The organism is Microbulbifer mixtoriginis (SeqCode), assembly GCF_052468275.1.
Map to the genome: position 1 here is coordinate 3,258,454 of NZ_CP174341.1, position 19,565 is coordinate 3,278,018.

The 19,565-nt window shown below is 45.5% G+C and carries 12 protein-coding genes and 1 pseudogene; 5 read left to right on the forward strand and 8 right to left on the reverse strand.

Translation table 11 applies throughout. The features are described 5' to 3' along the window. The first annotated feature begins 313 nt into the window (after positions 1-313). Positions 314-2,203, forward strand: coding sequence for a potassium transporter Kup (locus ACJJIC_RS14150; RefSeq protein ID WP_445357237.1), 1,890 nt, complete (start codon positions 314-316; stop codon positions 2,201-2,203). Positions 2,204-2,286: 83 nt separating this feature from the next. On the opposite strand, the gene ACJJIC_RS14155 is transcribed toward ACJJIC_RS14150, so the two are convergent. Next, a complete protein-coding gene (locus tag ACJJIC_RS14155) occupies positions 2,287-3,060 on the reverse strand; it encodes a penicillin-binding transpeptidase domain-containing protein (protein WP_445357238.1) in 774 nt (257 codons plus the stop codon). A gap of 155 nt (positions 3,061-3,215) precedes the next feature. Beyond that, positions 3,216-4,526 carry a hypothetical protein gene (locus tag ACJJIC_RS14160; RefSeq protein WP_445357239.1) on the reverse strand — a complete coding sequence of 437 codons (1,311 nt, stop codon included), beginning with the start codon at positions 4,524-4,526 and terminating at the stop codon, positions 3,216-3,218. Positions 4,527-5,833: 1,307 nt separating this feature from the next. Between ACJJIC_RS14160 and ACJJIC_RS14165 the strand changes: the two genes are divergently transcribed. The 3 genes from ACJJIC_RS14165 (at position 5,834) to ACJJIC_RS14175 (ending at position 9,608) form a co-directional block, all read left to right on the forward strand. Further along, positions 5,834-8,455 (forward strand): S8 family serine peptidase, encoded by a 2,622-nt coding sequence (locus ACJJIC_RS14165; RefSeq protein ID WP_444909513.1) that lies wholly within the window; start codon positions 5,834-5,836, stop codon positions 8,453-8,455. Positions 8,456-8,468: 13 nt separating this feature from the next. Beyond that, positions 8,469-9,020 (forward strand): serine protease external chaperone, encoded by a 552-nt coding sequence (locus ACJJIC_RS14170; protein ID WP_444909512.1) that lies wholly within the window; start codon positions 8,469-8,471, stop codon positions 9,018-9,020. A 324-nt stretch (positions 9,021-9,344) separates the two neighbouring features. Continuing rightward, entirely contained in the window at positions 9,345-9,608 is a 264-nt protein-coding gene (locus ACJJIC_RS14175) for a hypothetical protein (RefSeq protein ID WP_445357240.1), read from the forward strand. A gap of 114 nt (positions 9,609-9,722) precedes the next feature. Here the strand turns inward: ACJJIC_RS14175 and ACJJIC_RS14180 are convergent, their stop codons facing one another. Continuing rightward, the gene (locus ACJJIC_RS14180; RefSeq protein WP_444909511.1) at positions 9,723-10,529 is read right to left on the reverse strand and encodes a matrixin family metalloprotease; all 807 of its coding nucleotides are present in this window, start codon (positions 10,527-10,529) and stop codon (positions 9,723-9,725) included. Between the two features lie 281 nt (positions 10,530-10,810). On the opposite strand from ACJJIC_RS14180, the pseudogene ACJJIC_RS14185 reads away from it, so the two are divergent. Continuing rightward, a pseudogene (locus ACJJIC_RS14185) lies at positions 10,811-11,950 on the forward strand (IS30 family transposase). A gap of 690 nt (positions 11,951-12,640) precedes the next feature. Here the strand turns inward: ACJJIC_RS14185 and ACJJIC_RS14190 are convergent. From ACJJIC_RS14190 to ACJJIC_RS14210, 5 genes are all read right to left on the reverse strand, one after another. Beyond that, entirely contained in the window at positions 12,641-13,081 is a 441-nt protein-coding gene (locus ACJJIC_RS14190) for a hypothetical protein (RefSeq protein ID WP_445357241.1), read from the reverse strand. Between the two features lie 227 nt (positions 13,082-13,308). Further along, a complete protein-coding gene (locus ACJJIC_RS14195) occupies positions 13,309-16,455 on the reverse strand; it encodes an efflux RND transporter permease subunit (RefSeq protein ID WP_445357242.1) in 3,147 nt (1,048 codons plus the stop codon). Between the two features lie 13 nt (positions 16,456-16,468). Then, positions 16,469-17,722 (reverse strand): efflux RND transporter periplasmic adaptor subunit, encoded by a 1,254-nt coding sequence (locus ACJJIC_RS14200; RefSeq protein WP_445357243.1) that lies wholly within the window; start codon positions 17,720-17,722, stop codon positions 16,469-16,471. Positions 17,723-17,736: 14 nt separating this feature from the next. Beyond that, positions 17,737-19,068, reverse strand: a complete 1,332-nt coding sequence (locus ACJJIC_RS14205) for a TolC family protein (protein WP_445357244.1) — start codon at positions 19,066-19,068, stop codon at positions 17,737-17,739. 76 nt (positions 19,069-19,144) lie between these two features. Then, complete coding sequence (locus ACJJIC_RS14210; protein WP_444900651.1) at positions 19,145-19,540, reverse strand: hypothetical protein; 396 nt, start codon at positions 19,538-19,540, stop codon at positions 19,145-19,147. Positions 19,541-19,565 lie beyond the last annotated feature (25 nt).

A 19,565-nucleotide genomic window follows, 5' to 3' on the forward strand; every position in this document is an offset into this window, starting at 1 on the left:
GTATTTTGCACGTACGGATGCAAAACCCCTCTGAGTTTTAGCACAGGATGACTCCTTCGGAGACCGCAAACTCCACTTTTCCTATTAGTCCAGTTTGGAAGACTACTTTGCAAGGCAAATTTGCCCATGCCAGCGGCTTGCTAATATCTTTCAACGGAGAACTGGATCTGGATAGGCGGACCCCATGGACCACAAGAATGAAAGCAGTAAATTGATATTGCCAATCCCGAATCAGCCAGCCACAACAGCCCCACAATCGACTCTAATGCCAGCAGATCGAGAAAGCTCGGCCGCCTTTTGATAGCAGCCCCTTATGAAAAGCAAAGAGAAGACTCGCAAGGGAAAATGGTTTCTATCGCTGGCGGCCCTCGGCGTGGTTTTCGGAGACATAGGCACCAGCCCCCTGTACGCGGTTAAATTGATCTTCCACTCGAGGCTCAATATTCCTTTAACTGAGGCCAATATACTCGGTGGCGTTTCAACGATCTTCTGGGCCCTGATACTGATCGTGACAATCAAATATGTGACATTGATAATGCGGCTGGATAATCGTGGGGAAGGCGGCATCATGGCACTGATGACGCTGGCAATGGATGCCACAGAAGGACGTAAATACCTCCAATGGTTTGTAGTTACCGCCGGCATACTTGGCGCCGCACTTTTCTTTGGGGATGCCATTATTACCCCAGCGATCTCTGTACTCTCGGCTATAGAGGGGCTTGAGGTTGGAAATCAGACACACCAATCTCTAGTAGTACCTATCTCCATTGGAGTCTTAATTTGCCTATTCTCAGTTCAGCGCTACGGTACCTCTACCGTGGGAACACTATTTGGACCCATCACTGCTCTCTGGTTTCTCACACTTTTGGTAGCTGGAGTATCCAGCATCATCAACAACCCTCAGATTCTCCATGCGATCAACCCTGAACATGCCCTGAGATTCCTCACCAGTCATGGTTTTAGCTCATTCTTGGTATTAGGCGCTGTTCTTCTGGTTTTTACCGGGGCTGAGGCACTTTACACCGATATGGGCCACTTCGGCCGCAGCCCAATCAGAATGGCATGGTTGGGATTGGTTTTTCCCGCTCTTTTTCTGAACTACATGGGACAAGGTGCACTGTTGATGAGCCATCCCTATGCAGTCGATAACCCCTTCTACCGCATGTTTCCCAGTTGGGGGCTTTATCCGGTAATCATACTTGCCACCGCCGCCACAGTTATTGCCTCTCAAGCCTGTATTACCGGCAGCTTCTCCTTGGCCAAACAAGCAATGCAACTAGGGCTTTTACCCCGCCTTACCCTTCGTCATACCTCAGCTCATCTTGAGGGGCAGATATTTATGCCAGGTGTTAACAGGCTGCTTATGTTTTTAGTGATAGGAGCGGTAGTGGGTTTCGGCTCATCCACCAATTTAGCCGCTGCCTACGGTGTTTCCGTAAGCGGCGCTATGTTGATAAGTACTTGCCTGGCCGCGGTTGTATACCGCATTCAATTAAAATGTCACTTACTACTTTGTCTATCAGTGGCGGCCTTCTTTATCTTCATAGATCTCGCCTTTTTCTCTTCCAGCTTGCTAAAAATTAGTCATGGTGGCTGGTTTCCTCTCGGTTTAGGTGCCATAGCCTGTATCTCAATGTTCACCTGGAGAGATGGCAGGGAAGCCTTAGCGCTACAACTTCAGCGGCAAGAATTCAAACTGGAGCCTTATCTAACCGCCCTGCTGAAGAAAAACCCTATAAGAGTTCCTGGAACTGCAGTATTCCTAACCTCCAGACAGCTATCCACTCCCCACGCACTGATTTATAACCTGAAGCACAATAAAGTATTACACGAAAACTTACTGTTCATTACTGTATCATTTGTGAATGCTCCACGAGTAATGCCTGGCAACCGGTATATCCTCAGCGAAATCCGTGAAAACTGCCACTACTTACTTTTACGCTATGGCTACATAGAGCAGCCGGATATTTGGAAGGTTTTAAAGCGGCTACGCCTTAAGAAAGAGCTGGATATCGACCCCAATAAGGCTTCATATTTTTTAACAAGACAAACCATCACCCCAACCAAGCAGGAGGATAGCCGTATGTTCTTATGGCGAGAGCGGTTGTTTGCGGTTATGTTCCGCAATGTGAGTAGCGCTGTAGAGTATTACCGCATTCCTATGAGCCGCGTGATAGTAATGGGCGAAAAAATCCGAATTTAACTTAAACGATAAAGCAGTTGTACCAAGTGGCACCACTGCTTGCCAGTAATGGGAAATCATTAACTTATTTATAAAGCGGAAATCTAAATCACTCCGAGCCGTGACAAGTGTTGTCGGGCAAACTGAATCCTTCTCTGCTGTACTTCGGCAAAACTCTTACCATCTATATTGACTGCAAAAAAATACATATTGTTGCCAGTTTCCACTACGCCAACATACCAACCCAAAGCAAATTCATCATTAATCTGCCCGCCTCCCGTTTTTGCATAGAGCTTGTACGAGTCTGTCTCCTCTACAAACATAACTTCTTTGAATAAAGCAAGAGAGTCATCAGAAATAGGCAGGGCTCCAGAAAATAGCTTTTGCAAGAAATTCACCTGCTCCTTGGCCGATATCTTCAGGCTCCCATTTAGCCAAAATTTATCCAAACCAGAGGAGATATCCCTGTTACCATAGTCGAACTGAATCAAATATTGATTCATTCTCTTCCTGCCTATTTGAGAGGCTAATTGCCGATAAATAGGCACTGCGGAATTTTGAAAAGCCGCCCGGATGGGTAGCGGCTTGTCATACCAAATACTGGGCCACCACCGCTGAGCCGGATACTTCAAGTGGTCATAGGTTAATTCCTGTATAAGGCTGCGGACCAAACCAGCATCTAATGCAATCAGAGTGTTAGGCACCTTAAAGGTTGAGAATGGCGTGAGCCTTACATCGGCTCTCTTTTCATTGATGATTGAGTAAGTGGCCTCTTTGTGATTTTTCAGTACAAATGTGCATGATTTGCCACATTCGATATCTTCGGAAGACCAGGCGAGACTACTAAAGAGCAGAAATAATAATACGATTGCTTTCAATTTAAACTTCCCAGAGGTACTCGTTAATAAAATATCTGATCAGGGTAGCAATCATAAACGATCCTGCCGCATTCTCACCTGCCTTCATTTCAAGAATACTCCGACACGGAGGTTGCACAGGTAGCTGTTACCGGCATCGAAAACTGCGCAAAGAGCTATTCTACCCTTCGACTCGACTGAATTAGCTTTGCTAATGCCTTGTGGGCATCAACAAGGCCCAATCCGGTATTATTGACACCTAAGTGGGATCGCCTTGCCGTACCCTGAAGCGACTGCGCTACCAATGGCACAGCCTCACCGCTGGAGTACCCATAATGATCCGCTGCATCCAATAGCAACGCGCTGATAGCCGCCAACTGTGGTGCGGCAAAAGAGCTACCGGATTCAAAGTTATGGCTTGAAACTGAGTAAACTGCATCTCCCGAGATAGCAAAGCTCCGCTTGATCGCCAAGGGGTTATAACCAGGAACCGTGGCAGTTAAAGAGACTTCGTTGGAGAATGGCTGCAAATTGATCGCAAACATCAAGTTTTGACTGCCTGAAGCACCTTGATTTTGCTGTAAAAAGGCCTTAATCAGATCCAGGTCATAGGTAAAAAAACTTCCCAGCGGAGGAAGGCCTAGACGCTTGCGAACATCCGTATTCTCACCTTCCAAGTCAGTACCTGTATTCCCAATTGACTTGGTAAATATTTTGGATTGCAAAATATGGGATAGATGCTCCGAGAACTCCGGATCCAGCTGATCATTGGTGATATGAAAAGCCCGACTCATATTAATTACATCAATATCATCTCGGTTACGCATGTAAGCCATGGCTTCATTGTACGTTTTGCTTTCAGTACTTATGGGTACAATAGTAGCCTTGGGCGCAATATCGAGGATAATATCAATAACGGTATTGCCATGCAGGAAGGTGATGGGATCACCAAATTGAACTTCGGCTTCGATATTAGGGTGCCGCTCACGCTGTTCCTGTAAACGAACAGGATCAAACAAATCAAACACCCCAATGACAATGCCCTCACCGTCAAAATGCCGTACCAAATTCTGATGCTTGAGGTTATAGCTAGGCACATAGGGATACAGGAATTCATTAAGCTCCATCCGGAACATATCTAAATCCGCAATAGCGGCTTCAAAAGTTAACCTGTTCTCTTCTTGGTAATCTTCCGGCTGAAAGGTATATAAAAGTTCGGCGAGCACGGTAAACTCAGTGATAGACTGACCCCACTTGTGCATTTTCAATTCATCAACCATATAAAGTGATTTAGCCCACCCCTGATACTGGTCAAACTCAGCGGCCAAATAATCATCGAGTATTGGAGTAACAGGCTCCTCCCAAGGCCAGGGTGTTAGCTCTTTGACAACCTGTAAAGAGGCCCTGGCTTGATCTACATTGGGATCTGATGCAAAAACCTTTACACTCCATACAATCAGCAACACCACAAATACTATCTTATTCAAAACTACTTCCTTTTTATTTGATTTTATTCTGGAATGGCAGCAAAAATATGCCAGAGACCTCACATGAGTTTTTTATTTAACAGTCACAACTTCTCTAACTCAAATTAATAGAACCATGGCCCTGATAAAAAGGCAACTTATTAGGCTATCTCCATCCCACAGGAAGCACTCCTATAAAAAGGCTGTTTTTACAGGACATCTGCAACTCGGAAATTAAGTATTTTATATTGTTTGATGCACTAGAAATAGACGTCACACTTTACTACTTGTGTACATGGTTTTCACTTGAGCAAAGTAGCCATTAAAATAAGCCCCCTCCCAACCATGTAAAACCATTGGCGCAGCCATTCTAGAAACCTCCCTTAACATTGCATTCCAAATCCCTCACATTGGCACAAAGTCGAGAAGCCAGCAACACTTAAGTCAACACCGCAACTTTATTAGCAAGGCTTTATGTATAAAACAGAATAAGAAAGGCACTAGAAAGAAATATCCATATAGAACGCACTTCAAACCAGCCAAAATATAACAGTCGAAAACACCTTCATTTAATTAATGTTTACAAACTTCTTCCTTTAGAGACCATGAAACGACAATGCCACTCAATTTGCATAGAAAATCAACTGTCAAGCTTCCCCCAGAACACCTGCCTTTCATACTGTGCAATATTTAGATAAAAACCCATCCCAAGGTAAATTAGCTAAGGCTGGCTTCATCTCAAAAAAATTATTATTTTTATATGTTATTATTCCAAGCCCTTAAAACTACCGATAAAAGTTTTTTTATTTTACTCTTTTCCTAGCCCTAATTGCTGCCATATTAAGATCAAAAGCCTCTCAAAATTTCTTGGCACTATAATTTGAAGCGTCAACTTCAAACCTTGAATTACTTTTGAACCTATTTGAAAGTTGGTCATGTAAAGTAATATTTAAAGGGGCTTTTAATCTTTCAGCTCACTTTAAATATCATACTAGCTCATGAAAGCATATCCCTTTCCGCTGTGGATACTGGTGTAACCTTCAAATTCACAAACCAATTTATTTTACTCCCCCCAATCGCTTCACACATAAAATGTACCCAGCAGCCTGAGTAACTCAATGAGTACTGGATTAGCTTAAGTCATTTACCTCCTTCCTATGTTAATTGCACACTAAATAACCTAAATGTAATGGAATGTCACAATAATACCTTTTGTCAGATCTTATGCAGAATAAAGTTAACCTAATCTAGTTGGCTAAATATCTACTAGGTGGTTTATAATGCCAGAACCCGATAACTACTTAAAATAGGGACAATGGGGAATTTTAATGAATAAAAAGATGTTTCGACTTTCTGTAATTTCAGCAGCTGTTCTATTAACATTAACAGGCTGTGATAGTAATAGTAGCTCATCTTCTGATCCTGCTCCCACTGATAAACCGCCTATTGCTAGCGATGTGACTATCAGCGGTGTTAAGCAAGGAATTCCAGTATCTGGAGAACTACTGGGCAGCGACCCTGATGGCGACACCTTAACTTATAGTTTTTCAGAAAACGATAAAGCTATTAATTTAACTGATGATGTTTATGCGTTCAGCCATGGTGAGTTAACAGTAAACGGCAATCAGTTTGAATACACTTCAATTTCAGGACAAGACGCCTCTATTACTTATACCGTAACAGCAAATGGTGCTTCAGCTTCTGCGGAAATTGAAATCATTGCTGATATTCCTCCAACGGCGGACACTGTTACTATAGATGGAGCAAAGCAGTGGGTACCTATATCTGGTGAGCTGCTGGGCAGCGATGAAGATGGCGATGCTTTAGCATATAGTATCTCTGAGAATGATGTAGCTATTAATAAAGTAGATGACGTTTCTATTTATACCTTTAGTCATGGTGAGCTAAAGTTAGAGGGCAACCAATTTGAATATACTTCAATATCAGGCCAGGATGTCTCAATTACTTATTCCGTAACAGCAAATGATGCATCAACATCTGCAAAAATTGAGTTTGTGAATGTTGCAAACGACCCACTAGCTTATCAGCAATGGCACCTTCGCAATACAGGCCAAAAATCTTATGCCATAAGTGAGCAGATGGCTCAAGGAATGGTCGATGCTGGATTTTACACTCCCGCAGAAGCTGCCGAAGCACTTTTGGAAAGTGAAGCCGAAGAGCTAGTTGCTGGTGAAGATATGAATGTTGCCGCGGCTTACGCTCAAGGAGTAACTGGTGAAGGCGTGACAGCTGTTGTTGTAGATGAGGGGTTGGAAATTCACCATGAAGATTTAATAGATAATGTGCTAGTAAATCGCTCTCTCAACTTGTTCGAATCAGCAACTGATAGAACTGATCCAACGAACCTTTCTAATAGCGGTGACCATGGTACCAGTGTCGCTGGTTTGATTGCAGCTAAAGGCTGGAACAATATAGGCAGCCGCGGTGTGGCCCCAGATACCGGGCTTATCGGTATGACTCTGTTAGGCCAGCCTACAATAGAACAAACAGAGCTGTTAATTCACGGGTTCCCTGGGAGTGGAATTTCTACAGATGAGAAAATCTCAGCTTTTAATCGCAGCTACGGAATTACCTGGCCAGGTTTTATTGGGTACTCTGCTTTAGATGAAGCTATTGAGTCTTACCCTAACCTTATGCTTCGAAGCGGCAAAGGTGCTTTGAACATTAAGTCTAATGGTAATTCTTTTAGAAGCGGCGGCCGTGAAGGGAGTTTCTGTAAAGATAATGGCGCTAAGGATTTAGGCCTTACTTGTTACAGCGCAGCGTTTGAGCCTAGTCAGGCCCACCCATACTACTTGAGTGTTGCTGCGGTGAACGCAAATGGCAAACATACCAGTTACTCAACAGCTGGCGCGAGCACAATGGTGTCGGCTCCTGCGGGTGAATATGGTCGTTGGGCACCGGCAATGGTAACCACAGACCAAATGACCTGCATCAATGGTTATTCTGGCTTCAATGGTGGAACAATCAGCGCTTGGGGCGGTGCCTATGGCGAAGACTTTGCAGCTAGCCAATTCCCGTTCAACTACCCAGGTCACCCGGAAAATGTGAATTGTAACTATACTTCAACGTTCAATGGAACATCTTCCGCTGCACCGAATGCATCAGGTGTTGTGTCTCTAATCTTATCCGCAAACCCAGAACTAACCTGGCGTGACGTTCGACATATTTTGGCTTCAACAAGTACTTTGATTGACGCTGAAAACGAAAAAGTTAAGCTCACACTCCCTGGTGGCTCTTTCTCTGCCCATGACGGCTGGGTTAAAAATGCGGCAGGTTATAACTTTAATAACCTATACGGCTTTGGTCGTGTTGATGCCGGTGCAGCTGTAGCTATGGCTTTGGACTACTCAGAAACTCTTGGTGAGCAAATTATCACCGAATGGAAAGGTCTAGGCTCAACAGCTGGTGAAGTTGCCATGGAGATAACTATTCCAGACAACAGTGCAGCTGGTGTAACCCAACAAATCGAAGTAACTGAAGATATCATTATTGAAGCTATGCAATTCGAGTTTGATATCCGCAATGATGATATGGGCTCTTTCATAAATGATAATCTACTCTCTTCTGCAGGTAACGACCTGGCGCTTGAAGTAGTCTCTCCTTCAGGTACTAGGAGCGTTTTACTCTCCTCTAAGCAGGCATTATTGGATGCTTCTTGGAGTTCTGCAAATGGATATAGCATGGGTTATATCTTAGATGGTGCCGTATTCCTATCTAATGCGTTTTATGGTGAAAATGCCAAGGGAACTTGGACCATCAAGGCACTAGATACCGGTGATACTAACTTAGAATTCAGTGACACAGATGGTCTCGTTATTCTTGTAAATGAAGAGACAGAAGAGAAGCCAACAGGCATGATAAACAACCCCGTAGAGAGTGTTCTAGAGGGTGTATCATTAAGAGCGTTCGGTCGTGCTGCTCAATAAGAAGGATAATACAATGAAGTTTAACAAATTAATGATCTTAACTGCTGCAGTATGTTTATCAGGTATGGCTCAAGCTAACGCTGTTGACAGCATGGATAAGAAAGACATTATTACCAAACAGCCAAGAACTTTACCTGCAGCAAGAACAAGTTCTGCTGAGTTTGGTATCTTTAAAGTTGAGCGATCACTGAAAAGTGTCCCATCATCGATTGCTGCACCTGAACATATTGTTGCAAGAAAAGGTGAAGTAGCTATAGTGAATATTGGTGACGACTCTGTAAAAGATATTGTCGGTAAAGGTACAATAGTACGAAACACAATAACGAAAGAATTAACAACTCTAACTGGAAACGTAACAATTTTATTAAGTAAAAATGTTACTGCATCTGAAGTAGCTGAAGCTACCGGCATGAAAGTATTGTCGGTATTTCCTGGTACTGATATTGCCATCTTGAAAATTAAAGAAGGCAATGATTTGTTAGAAGCTTTCAATGCAATAAAACAGTCTGGCCTGACAATTGAAAGTCGAGTCGAAGTCACTGAAACTATGCATAAAGCACAATAGATAAAACAACCTATAGAAGTGAGTTTTATCTTATAAAAGCAAAAGGCATCGCTAATAAGTGATGCCTTTTCAATTGCAGATGGCGAGCAACGCCCGGATTTAACCAACAAGATTTGGACTATGAATTCTGGCCACTAGCTTTTCCAGCACTCCCTATCGCCCAACTGTCGATACCTTTGCAAGGGTAACCCACTGCGAGCCGTATAGCACCAAACACCAATGACCGCGAGAGACTTTTCTGGAAGGCCATGTATAAGTATTTTATGCCATCCATGACCTACCGGTACTGTGTACCCTTACTGCGGAACTGAATATTGTGGCAAGTTGAAGCAGCTTGATTATCAGTTGAACTTGAGCATCAACGAGATAGAGCTTACCAAGCCAACAGTCAAGCGCCTACAAACGAACGCTATCTGTAAACGCTCCCATAAAACTATTTTGCAGGGGCTTCAGCAGCCCTCACTGCGTCGAATGTTCTATGGATTAATTAAAGATCTAAAAAAGGATCTGGGAAAATGGCTCGTATATTACGATAATGATCGCATTGACCTTGGTGAAAAGATCTGGAAGGAAAAACTCGTAAACTGAATATGACCTGACAAAGCACCTTTTGAAAAAACCGGTAACTATCAGATCAAGTCTGAACTGCTACAGTTGACCACTACACTTCACTAGCCCATCCATTCTAGAGCACTTTAGAGTTTACACAATTGAAACCTCAACGAAAACAGATGCCTGCTCAATAGCCTCATGATATGGTTTAACAAATCTAATTTTCGCCCCATCAATTTCGGTCAACTGTTTAGACCAAGCTAAATCATAAAGAGTTTTCAAGTCATTCTTATCAGCTTCGGTGAGCTCACTTTTTTCGCCATAATTCATAATGGAAAACGGCTTATGCACACCATAGATCACACTGGGCCAAGCTTTCTCTTTCAAATCAGCAAAGAAATGCCTTAATCCAAATATATGGCCCAGCTCGTGAATCATAGTATCAACCTGCTCTTTCCGACTTTGTTCAAACATTGTGGGAAAGAGCACCAATTCATTACGCCCCGAATTAGGAAAAAAGGCACGCGCTAATGTACAGCCTACCACACTACAACTTTCTACAGGCTCTACTCTAATTTTAAAGTCCCAAACATTTAGGTTCTCATTAAATTTGACCGGAGAAGCATCCCCCCACTTTAACAAGGCCTCCCCAAGTAGAGCCCGAATATAGTTTTTTACTTCGTCTGGGTTTTTAAAATACCGCAAAGACTCTTCATCAAATTTCCACCTAAGAGTTACATCTTCCCCCCAAAGGGGGATGTACCCCTCTCCACTGTGTAATACTAAATCCAGTGGGGATCTATTTTCTAAGGCAGGAAATCCCACTTTATCAGTGACACAAATCTTATTCTCACCATACTTATGAACTATAGGCTCGACGCAAGAATCACATTCTTTTTTTGACTTAAGTTCCAGATGGAGTGTTTCATTTGAATAGCTGCTATTGTCTGATGACACTGTAATCCACCAATATAAAACAATAAAGAAACATAACTAAAACGATAATACATGTTTAGTAAAACGCGGGGATATAGGTGGTTTCTCGCAGCAGAATCCTTTCGAAACAATATTAGAACCTCATAATCTATGCCATAGCACTATTCTCATTGCTTAACCAAGTCCCATCCGAGTGGGCATCCACAGTCTCTACTCCAAAGTCATGGATAAAGTGGCGAATGTAGATTCAATTGATCAGTGCAACACCCCTGTAGGAATATGGCTTATCGGGGGATCATTGAATGAAGCGCATATTTACAGCAGAAGAAAAAGAGTGGATTTTCGACACTTGGAAAAAGGGCATTGGCTTTAGTGAAATTGCCAATGCCATAGATTCTAAGCCAGGAACCATTTTTACTGTTTTGAGAGATACTGGCGGAATTAAACCAATACCCAGAAAGCCATCTCCTCAACACCTCACATTAGCCGAACGCGAGGAAATACGTGCGGGTCTTTCTGCAAAACAAAGTATTCGAGCAATCGCTCGCTCCTTGAATCGGAATCCATCCACAATCTCGCGTGAGATTCAGAGAAATCGGGGGCGACGATACTATAAAGCAGTAGACGCAAACAACCGTGCAAACCGGATGGCAAGGCGTCCCAAGCCGTATTTGCTGGAGCAAAACCCGAGGCTAAAGAAGCTTGTTTTGGAAAAATTAGAGTTGAACTGGTCACCAGAGCAGATATCGGGTTGGTTACGGAAAACATATCAGGCTGATGAATCAATGAAGATATCAGCAGAGACTATCTATAAAACACTATACTTCCGTGTGCGTACAGCACTTCATCATAAGCTAGTAAAGCATTTGCGTCGGTCTCACAGCAAACAACATTCACGTAAAGGCGAGCGCGGTACTATCAACATCGTCAACGGTACATCGATAAGGGAGCGTCCTCAGGAGATACAAGAACGATGTGTTTCAGGTCATTGGGAGGGTGACTTAGTGTCAGGTTCAAACAACACTCATATTGCCACGCTTGTTGATCGAAAATCGCGGTATACGATCATTCTTAAATTGAAAGGGAAAGATGCGACTTCTGTGAACCAGGCGCTTGTTGCTAAGTTTAAAAAACTGCCAAAAGAGCTTTGCCAATCACTGACGTGGGACCGAGGAATGGAGCTGGCGAAGCACGCTGAATTTACGGAAAAGACAGGTGTTCCTGTCTTCTTCTGCGATCCTCAGAGCCCCTGGCAAAGGGGAACGAATGAGAATACCAACAGCTTAATCCGTTAGTACTTTCCAAAAAAGACATGCTTGGCGCAGCATACTCAGAGGAAACTCAATCAAGTTGCTAACGAGCTTAATAGCAGGCCAAGAAAAATACTGAACTTTGCGACACCAAAGCAGGTTATTAAACAGGGTGTTGCCTTGACAGGTTGAACCTACAAAGACTTTCTTTAGCTTTGTCGGTAGTCTGCTTCTTATTGATGTAGACGCCTTCAAGATTATTATAATTGGCAAAAATGATAGCCCCGACCGTATCAATAGACTTCAGCTGCGCCTGGTAGGCAAGATATACGTCCGACGACACCTGATACTGCACTTTAAGGATCGGACAGAAGATCACATGGTTATGTGATCTTAAGACTGAGCTCAGCAGGAGTTTTATCCATCCATGAAAGGTAAGAAATACTCAAGTTAAAACTGGACATAGCAATTTTCTAGTGACCACCTAAAAACAGTGCAAAGTGATACTGCCTGGGCTCAATAATCATAATGGCCTTCGCCAACAAGAGAACTAAGCCCAGCACAGTGGTCCAGAAAGTGAAACCTCCAAAAATCTGTTCAGGTATTTCGTTAACTTCTCAAAAATATCATTCAAGATTCACGGATAAAGTAGATTTCTATAAGAAAGCATAACGTAGTAGAAGAAACCCAACAAACCAGCAAAGGCGCTCCAGTAGCTTGAACCTGAATCACTCGTTCAATTTTATCTCACTTCTTTACCTACTCTTTGCTTTTGATCCCCCTTGGCAAAGCCATCGTTTGATAAATTGATATAATGGGAACAAGTGGCATCATGAGAATATCGCCAAATAAATGACTTGATGACTAGAGACGCTTTATTTTTTAATTCTTAATTAGTGCCACCCACCTATATAGATTGAACATCACTATATCAATACAAATACCCAAGAATAACAACATGAGTGCGGCAGCTAATGCTATTAGAGGAGCCTCTACATGCTCATTAGAATTCGACAAATGAGCCACAAAGTAAGTAAAAATTAATATAGCGAGCAAGTATAGAGTCCAGCACCTTTCGAGGTGCTGAAAACATTTATTCTGATTAATTTGAAATCTTAAAACGATGAGCTCTGCTAATACAAATATTATTACTCCAGTTAAAGACAAGACTAGAGCAAATTGCATTGCTCTAGGTAAGCTTGGAAATAATGTTGCTGTGTGTGTCATCTCCCAAAATTTAAGACCAAGGACCAGGGATGTGAACCAAGCAGCGCCCAAAAACACCCCTACAAACGGTTTAAATTTCCAGTAACTTTCAGTCATTTTGAAATCCCCAACTTTGTTTGGACACTCAAAATTTCAGATGCAAAGTAAATTACGTTGAAAACTATGGCTACTAAAAAACCACTTACGATTCAAAGAATCGTAGCCCCAGTATGTTTAAACCAGACAGAATATTGGCATATTTGTCAGCTATCGTATGGTCTGCAATAGGAGCCCTACTCATACTAACTCTAACTCCCTGAGGTAGTATGAGTAAGCTAATCAGTTTATTCGGCTATCCTTGTGTCCCTATTAGCCTCCTCTCTGCCATGTACAATCCGATAAAGCAGTGGCAATACAAATAACGTCAACAATGTCGAAGAAATAATTCCCCCAATCACTACCGTGGCTAGGGGTCTTTGCACTTCAGCTCCTGTACCTACATTCAAAGCCATAGGCACAAAGCCGAGGCTGGCCACCAATGCAGTCATCAACACCGGACGCAGACGGGTCATGGCGCCATCGATAATTGAAGTGAAAAGCCCGCCTCCTTGCTGGCGTAATTGACGGATAAAAGAGAGCATTACCAGGCCATTTAAGACTGCCACACCTGATAGGGCGATGAAGCCAACTCCTGCAGAGATCGACAGTGGCATACCACGCATCCATAGAGCCAGGACACCCCCAGTCAACGCCAAGGGGACTCCGGTAAAGATAATCAGGGCATCCTTAAACGATCCAAAAGCCATTACCAGTAAGCCGAGAATGATAAGCAACGTTAGCGGCACTACGATTGACAAGCGGGTACTTGCGGATTCCAGCTGTTCGAAGGTACCCCCATAGGCAAGCCAATATCCTGCTGGCAGGGATACCTGCTGCTTGATACTCGCCCTCGCCTCTTCCACAAAAGAACCCAGATCACGGTCGCGTACGTTGGCTGTTACCACCACACGTCGCTTGCCATTTTCACGGCTTATTTGATTTGGAGCTGGCGTCATCTCCAAACTGGCGACTTCAGACAATGGCACATAGCTACCCAGTGGACTACCGGCGGGTAACGGCACAGGTAAATCACCGAGACTTTCGTAATCACGACGTAGCTCCTCCGGCAGGCGGACTACCAATTGGAAACGACGGTCTCCTTCGTAAATCAATCCGGCCTCCTCCCCACCAATCGCGGTGGATACCAAATCCTGCAGTGTTTTCAGATCAATACCGTAGCGGGCAAGTGCGATACGCTTGGGAACAACAGAGAGAACCGGCAGTCCCTCTACCTGCTCTACCCTCGCATCGGCAACCCCTTCAATACCATTGAGCACACCGAGGATTTCATTAGCGGAGGCCACCAGCTGATCCAGATCATCGCCGAATACTTTGATGCCCAGATCTGCACGCACCCCGGAAATCAGTTCGTTAAAGCGCATCTGAATTGGCTGAGTAAATTCGTAGTTGTTACCTGGCAACTGACGCACAGCTTCTTCAATCTCTGCTACCAGCTGCTCTTGAGGTAGTTTCGGATTAGGCCACTGGCTCCGGGGTTTTAGGATCACAAAATTATCGGCCACATTGGGGGGCATTGGGTCTGTGGCCACTTCTGGCGTGCCTATCTTTGCGAATACTTTGTCTACCTGGGGAAACTCTTTAATTCGCTGTTCCAACAAGCGCTGCATCTCGACCGATTGCTCCAAACCGGTGCCGGGAATCCGCAAGGCGTGTAGTGCGATATCTCCCTCATTCAATTGAGGAATAAATTCCGAGCCCAGGGTGGTTGCAAGCCAGCTACAAAAAAGTACTAGTGCAAGAGCCCCGGAAAGTACCAGCCAGCGCACTTTCATCGCAGCGATTAGCATTGGCTTATAAAGAGATTTGGTAGCAACGATCAGCTTGTTTTCTTTCTCACTGATTTTGCCTGTGAGGAAAACAGCAACCGCTGCCGGTACAACTGTCAGTGAAAGTACCAGCGCAGCCAGCAAAGCCATTACTACAGTAGCAGCCATGGGGTGGAACATCTTGCCTTCCACACCGGTTAAGGTGAACAATGGTATATACACCACCGTGATAATCAACACACCAAACAAGCTCGGGCGAATAACTTCGTTAGTGGCTTGAAAAACCAGTTCCAATCGCTCTTGCAAGGGCAACTTACCACTTTTACGGCCCTGGGCTTCGGCAAGTCTGCGAATGGCATTCTCGACAATAATCACCGCCCCATCGACAATCAATCCGAAGTCTAGAGCGCCAAGGCTCATCAAGTTTGCGGAAACACCGGTTTGCACCATACCGAAAATTGTGGCAAGCATAGAAAGCGGAATTACTGCTGCGGTGATAAAAGCCGCTCGAATATTCCCCAGTAACAGGAATAGCACTACAACAACCAGTAATGCCCCCTCGATAAGGTTTTTCTGTACCGTAGCAATAGCTTTATCTACCAGAGTGGTGCGGTCGTAAACCGCTTCTACCTTAATACCCTCCGGCACCGTAGACTTTACTCCCTCCAAGGCAACCGCAACATTGCGGGCTACCTCTCGGGAGTTCTCCCCCACAAGCATCATGGCGGTACCCAGTACCGTTTCTACACCATCACGCGTGGCAGCGCCGGTACGCAGTTCCTTGCCGATAGCCACTTCCGCCACGTCCGAAACTTTAACCGGCGCCCCACTGCGACTGGTAATCACTACATCTTCAATTTCGGCGATATCTTGTAACTGGCCTGGTGAGCGCACTAATAATTGACGACCATTATTCTCCAGGTAGCCGGCACCTCGACTCTCGTTATTCCGACGCAGGGCTTCGGCGATATCTTCCATGGAGAGACCAAAGTTGAGCATCTGCCGAGGATTGGGAGTAACGTGATACTGTTTGTTGTAGCCGCCAATGGTATTTACTTCTGTAACACCGGGCACCAAAGACAATTGCGGCTTGATAATCCAATCCTGAATTTCCCGCAGTGCCGTGGCATCGTAGGGCTGCCCGTTCGGCTGGGTAGCGCCGGGGTTTGCCTCCACTGTGTACATAAAGATCTCACCAAGACCGGTGGCAATAGGCCCCATCTCGGGCTCCAGCTCCGGGGGTAAATTGCTCTTTATGGCACCGAGGCGACTGTTAATTAAATTACGGGCAAAATAGAGATCAGTCCCCTCCTTAAAAACCACAGTGACCTGGGATAGCCCATAGCGGGAAATCGAACGGGTGTATTCCAAGTTGGGGAGACCGGCAAGAGCTGCCTCCACCGGGTAGGTAATCCGTTGCTCAGCTTCTAATGGCGAGTATCCGGGGGCCTCAGTATTAATCTGTACCTGGACATTGGTAATATCGGGGACCGCATCAATCGGCAGTTTCTGGTAACTCCAAATCCCCAGTCCCACCAATACAAAGATCAGGGACAGCACGAAAAAACGCCGCTCAATTGAGAAGCGCAGGATGCCTTCAATCATCTTCTGGCCTCAATTAGTGATTATGTGCAGCGCCGGATTTTTCGATATCCGCTTTGATCAGATAGCTGTTCTCAGTGACATAGCGATCCCCCGCTTTGAGGCCACTTAGCACTTCCGTTACTTTGCCATCGGTACGCCCAAGCTTAAGCGGGCGAATCTCGTAGGCTTCGCCCACCTTGACAAATACCACTGTCCAATTGCGAAATGGCTGCAGAGCCCGATTTTCCACCACGAGAGGTACAGGACTTTCACTGGTTACCACTTGGCCCTGAACCATTAAATCGGTTGTCCAAAGATCGTTAGGATTCTCAATTACCGCTCTTGCAATCGCGAAGGGCTGGCCATTACCGCCGGGAGCGAGGCTAGCAATGGTTGAATCGAAAGTTCTCTCTCCAGCTTTAATGGATACTTTTTGGCCGCGACTGATCTGGCCACGGCGAGTGGGAAATACCTGTAGTTCAGCCCACAATTGATTGTAATTGGCGATAGTAAACAGGACTCGCTCACCACTAAACTCACCACGGCTGGCTTGTTTATCGATTATCTGGCCGCTAATAGGCGCAACCAGCGGGTAAGTTTGCAGGCTGTCATTGGATTCAATCGTAGCGAGTTTTTCCCCTTTTTCTACCAAATCACCCAGTGCTTTTTCGATAGTGACCAGAGTTCCCGGGTAGCGTGCGCGCACATGGCTAAGGCTGCGGTGATCAACGGCTGTTTTACCGTATAGAGTGACACTCTCTTTTATTGTGCCGGAGCCAGCAACAGCAGTTTCAATGCCGGCTTTTATTGCCATTTCCTCAGATATTTGTACACGGCCTTCATGGGATTCGTAACTCCATTCTGCTCGCTCCCCGTTATGAAGAACAGAAACAGCAACATCGAAAGAATGCGGTTCCCCTACAGCACCTTCACCGCGGTAATACCCGTTGCGTTGCTCCCAGGTAAATGAGATACGATCCACTTTCCCACCGAGTCTCTTTAACTCTACGGCAAGGCGAGCATTTTCCTGAGGCTTATCTCCCCGAGAAATCCAAGCGCGAAATTCCGGCTGAATGCCTCGCTCATAAATAAGCAGCTCAACTGACAGATCACCCTTTTCCAATAAACGGCCTCCATTTGGGCCTTTTTCTACCTCATGCTCGCCGTGTTCACCATGGCTATCACTATGATCACCACTTGCATAGCTTTGGGGCACCAACCAACTCCCCAAGAGAAACAGGGAAAGGAACAGTATCGCCAGCTGATTCGCTTTAGTTGACTCACTCATATTTCAATCCAAAATTATTTACTGCTATCGACGCTCATGGGCCCCAAGGGTCCGGCGGTCAGCTGTTCAATTTCCGCGCCGAAAAGAAGTACGGATCTCGCCGCTTCAATACGGGCTCGCTCAGCACTCAACAATTCATCCCGGGCAGAAATCAGGTCTACATAGGAATCCCTACCCCTGCGGTAAGCGCGATCCACTTCAGTCAAAGCCTGGCGTAGCTTAGGGATTACAGAGTCTTGCAAGGTGGAGACAGTACCCAGGGCCTGTTCGCGGCTGGTCACTGCGAGAAAAAGCTGTGGGTAGAGCTGCAAAAGTGCTGCCTCACGACGCAGCATGACTTCATCCAGCTCTGTCATTGCCGTTAGCTCAGCACCGCGATTACGTTTGGCGGTAAATAGGGGGACGCTGAAACCCGCTTGGACTGCAGTTTCATTCACTGCCGGATTCACACGAAGACCTGCATACCATCCAACATCCGGTCTGGAATTCGCCTGGGTCAGGCGTAGCCGGGAGGCTTGCAAACGCTCTTCAGAAGCAAATCGTGCTATCGCAGGGTTTGCCTGGGCTCTTTCATAAAGCGCCTCAAAACTTGCACCCGGATCAAAGCGATAAAGCTCAGCGGTGTCCACGCGATAATTTTGGGCTGGCTGCCCCCAGAGTGCCGAGAGCGCATGCTTGTAGTACACCAGCATGCTCTGATCCATCTGTTGTGCGAGGATCGCTTTTGCCAGAGAAGACTCCGCACGCATACGCTCTGAGATGGGGCTGGCCGCAGCACTGACCCGCGCGCTTACAGCGCTCAAAGCCTCACGTGCCAGCGCGACTTTCTCTTCCGCCAAAACCACCAGCTCTTGGGCGGCCAAGACCTGGGTATAGCGGCGGATCACTTCCGCCAACAGATCCAAAGCCTTAGCCTGTTCATCAGCGATTAGCAGGTCGCGCTGCGCATTGACAACATCTATACGAGCCTGGCGTTTATTGCCCAGCTCCACGACTGAAGAAAGAGTTACCGTCAGCTCAAACTCATTGTCGGCATCATCCTCTGGATCTGGAGTATTGTCCGAGTCACCTTCATTGAAGTGCTTGTACTCGGCCTCAACACCCAGCTCCATCTCCGGCTTTAGTGCCGCAGTCTGCCCGGCACCATCCAAACCCCTTTTCTGCAATGGAAAAACTGCAAGCTCCGGATTCTGCGCAAGCGTAAGCCCTATCGCATCCGGTAGTGTTAGCAAGTCCCCCTCCTGTGCAAATACAGGTTGCACAGGCAAAAACAATATCGCCATCGCCAATAGCCAGGCGGCAAGGCGACGAATCACACTCGCAATGAGCGTGTGAAACAAATCCATGGATATCTCCCAAATCACATCCCATATACGTGAGTTGGGTCTTGCGACTCTCTTAACTCACGCAGTAATAGATCGATCAGACTTGGGTTATAGGTGGGCGCAGTAAGGGAGAGAAGTAACCGCTGGGTACCGCGACATTAATCACTTCACGATAAGAAATGGTACCCCAGAGAAAGGGTTGGAATGACTGTCCGAGCAGTCCGGCAACGGTACTGCCATGGCAGTGGCAACAGTGATTACAAAAGTCGAGAAGTGGTGACTGTTGCGCGGGCTCATCGACAGGGAGCGAAACTTGAACCACCTCGCCAAGTTCCGGCGAAGTGAATTCACTATTGAGATCAGATTGGTCCAGATGGTGGGGAAGTAGATGCTCCGTTACATCCTGCAGTTCTTCATGACTGTCATAGAAAGCCCCTGCGGTCTGGAAGACCAGCAGTGCGATCAATAAAAAAGACAGCCTAACTAGGTTCATATGAACAAGGGGACCACAAAATCTT